The sequence below is a fragment of the Oleiphilus sp. HI0117 genome (genome assembly GCF_001635235.1).
Genome location: NZ_LWGA01001194.1, coordinates 1 through 3,367 on the forward strand (window position 1 = coordinate 1; position 3,367 = coordinate 3,367).

At 44.1% G+C, this 3,367-nt stretch carries 3 protein-coding genes; 1 reads left to right on the forward strand and 2 read right to left on the reverse strand.

The window, feature by feature from the left end; translation table 11 throughout:
- The coding region (locus A3757_RS27730; RefSeq protein ID WP_231878345.1) for a DUF1499 domain-containing protein at nt 1-289 on the reverse strand (289 nt) is incomplete at its 3' end.
- Nucleotides 279-2,765 carry a glycerol-3-phosphate 1-O-acyltransferase PlsB gene (gene plsB, locus A3757_RS20980; protein WP_068514686.1) on the reverse strand — a complete coding sequence of 829 codons (2,487 nt, stop codon included), beginning with the start codon at nt 2,763-2,765 and terminating at the stop codon, nt 279-281. The genes A3757_RS27730 and plsB, both read right to left, overlap by 11 nt.
- Before the next feature lie 445 nt (nt 2,766-3,210).
- Here plsB and A3757_RS25370 point away from each other — a divergent pair.
- Nucleotides 3,211-3,367 (forward strand): ATP-binding cassette domain-containing protein (locus A3757_RS25370; protein ID WP_156506467.1); only part of this gene is annotated, 157 nt, incomplete at its 3' end.

Genomic DNA, 3,367 nt, shown 5'->3' on the forward strand with positions numbered 1-3,367 from the left:
AACTTTTTGCGTAAATATAGCCCTGATATTGATGTGAAATCTCGGTGCGAGGGAGCTGGTTTACACTAGCAACTACATGTGGCCACGCCTTTTCAAAAGGCATGGATAGGGAAAACTGATCTATTTTGTGAAAAAAGGTACTTGCTTCAGTTGAGACGCAATTAGGCAGTGGTGGGCACCAATTGAGACTAGGTTCAGGATCACTTTGTTGTAGCGGGCTGACAGCGCAGCCACTTGTCATCGCTAGCAGAGTAAGGCTGACATAGAGAGCACAGTTCTTAGGCTTCAAGTGCTGTCACTTCCATAATTGCCTGGCGGAGTTCTGCGTTCAGAACAAATTTTGCTTCCTCTATTACACGTTCAACATCTTCACCGTATACCAACTTATTGGCGCCATTAAGTGTTAAGAATTCCTTTTTTTGCAGCGTTGCAATGAAGTTTCGGAACAGTGCTTTGTCAAAAAACTCCGGGGCATTGAGACCAAAGAGAATCGACATGCGTTCAGCCATAAGTGTACTCTGTTTTTCAAGTTCTTCGGCATCAAGCTTCCCTGAACCACTACGCGTAAGAATGGCAACAACTATGTAGTAGCGTTCCAAGGTCTGGATGATCAAACGAGATAAGATGGACAAGTTTACGAAGGCCTCACTGCCGCTTGCCGGACGAGTAATGTACTCACCGTTGTCAATTACCAGCTTGTGTTGGATGAGTACTTTTAGCCAGTCTTCAAATACTGTTTCGACCTCGTCACTGCTCCAGCGAAGGAAAAGTTCTGCCTGAATGTAAGGGTAGATTGATTTGAACAGGCTATATAGCTGAGTTTTCTCAATGCGACTGTTATTTTGCATTAAACAGGCGATCAAAGAGGGGATTGCGAACAAGTGAAGTATATTATTTCGGTTGTAAGTGAGCGACACAGCATTTCTATCGGTCAGGCTAATAATGTCGCCCAGTTCTTGTTTTTGCCTCTCGACCAGGTGCATATTTTCAGCGTACTCAATCCAGTCAAAGCCATCACCTTCGGCAAAAGTGATATCTTCGCTGTAAGGTTGTTCTTTTAACAGGCTATTGAAGCAGTTCATTACGCGGCCTAGTACTTTCGCATCCATGGCATAGCGTTCGGTTGCCAGTAGTACCAAGGCAGTGAAATTAATAGGATTAATCGCAGCGGAGCTATTGATTCCGGTAACGATTTCCTGAGAGAGCTTGTCGACAAAACCGGACAACCATTGCGGTTTCTCGGTTTGCATTCCCGTAAAGTCTCGCCAGTTTTCTTGGTGTTGGTCCAGGTAGGCCTCAAGGTAGATAGGTTCACCAAAGTTCAAGCTAACTTTACCAAAAGAGCGGCGTAGGTTTTTAAGTGATTTGAATAGGCCAAATATAGACTCTTTTTGCTTCTTGTTGCCACGAAGCTCGCCTTGATAAGAACTGCCCTCTAATACTTTCTCATAGCCGAAATAGGTGGGTACAAAGGCGATAGGCTTTTGTTGGTCACGGAGATAGGAGGTGACAGTCATCGCTACCATGCCAGCGCGAGGCGAAAGTGTGCGTCCTGTGCGGCTTCTACCACCCTCAACAAAGTACTCTACTGAGTAGCCGCGTTTGAAAATGGTGTGGATATACTCAGAGAAAACCGTTGAGTACAGAGGGTTGCCCTTGAAGCTTCGGCGCATAAAGAAAGCACCGCCGCGGCGTAAAATTGAACCGACAATAGGAAGGTTTAAGTTAATGCCCGCTGCAATATGTGGCACCATGATTCCCTCTTCAAATAATTTGGAAGAAAGTAATAGGTAATCGATGTGGCTACGATGACAAGGTGCGTAGACGACAGCGTGATCTTTGGTGACATCACGGACTTTGTCGACATTGTTAGCGCTGATACCGTTATAAATCTTATTCCACAGTTTATTGAGTAAACGTTCAAGAAAATGGATGGTGGATATTTGTAAGTTGGAAGCCAGTTCGTCTGCGTAGCTTAAAGCTATTTGTCTGGACTGGGCTGGTGTCTTACCTTCTTCACTGGCGTGTTTCTCAATTGCGGCTTTCACTGGGCCGCTATTAATAATGCCGTGAACGAGGTTTTGTCTGTGAGATAGGTTCGGGCCCAGCACGGTTTGGCGTACACGACGAAAGTGAACACGTAAAATACGAGCGGCTTTTCGAGCACAAATCTTCTCGTCTTGCTTACTTTCCTCGAGCATTTGTTGCACAGAAAGTGGCTGATTGAATTGTACTAGGCTGCGACGGCCGTGAAGGAGTATTATCAAGAGCTTTTTGAAAGGCCCGGATACCGCCCAGCCGTCAGAAAAAAGTAATCTAAACCATGACTTTTCTTTTTCGGGGGAGCGACCCCAAAATAAAGTGACCGGAACAAGTTGAACGTCCAATGGGTCTATATCGGAATTTTTATTGCTCTCGGCAATGGTCTTGACGATTTGTTTGAGCCGATTAGTGACCATAGGGGTTTGGCGTTTTTTAAACCAGTTTCCTTGACGTTCATACAAGAAGAAAAAAGAGCGCCTAACCGAGTTTTCATTGAGTTTGAGTTGTGCTTGGGCAGAAGGGAGTCCAGACTTAATGCAGCTGTTTTCGAGGACGAGACGAGCAGAGAGTGAGCTGTATTGTAAAACATAACAAACCGGCTTGTTCGGGTCTATTTTAAGGCTTTCCGTGTCGGCACCTTTTACTTCAACGCGAACCCACAAGAATAGAATTTTTCTTAGCAGGCTAAATAGTAAAGAACTTAATCCGAAAAAATGACTCATAAACTAAGGGTCTCCGTTTAGTTCAATTATGTGCAGTACCGGGTTGCTCTACTACAAGCATTCAGCGTCTTAACTTCTGTATATGGGCTGAATCATGTAATCGAGTTGTCGAGCAGTATATGTTGGTGGGCTAGTTTATAGGCAAGCCTGCCTCAAGGCAAAATTCACTTGTTTGCTGTCGGCCATAAATCACAGCTCTGTGGCTGCTTTATCTCAAGTCTTTCACATATTTGTAACCGCAAGGTTAAATCTGTGGGGCAAAAGATTACTACCTTGAAAGCTTTGCTGAAAACACTTGAAATTAAAGAGTACGCTCTCTATATTTTCCTGCCGGGCCTTACGATCAGAGAAGACCCGTCGACTCGCATTGTAGAAGAGTCTGTCGTGAGTCAATATGTTAATCATAACAATATGAATCTAGAGTTAATTCAATTCAGAGTAAACCATGATACAAGTTTCCAATCTTACTAAAAATTTTGATGACTTCTGCGCTGTAAATAATATCAGCTTTACTGTCAAACCTGGTGAAGTCTTAGGGTTTCTAGGGCCAAATGGCGCAGGTAAATCAACAACAATGAAGATCCTGACAGGGTTTTTGGCAC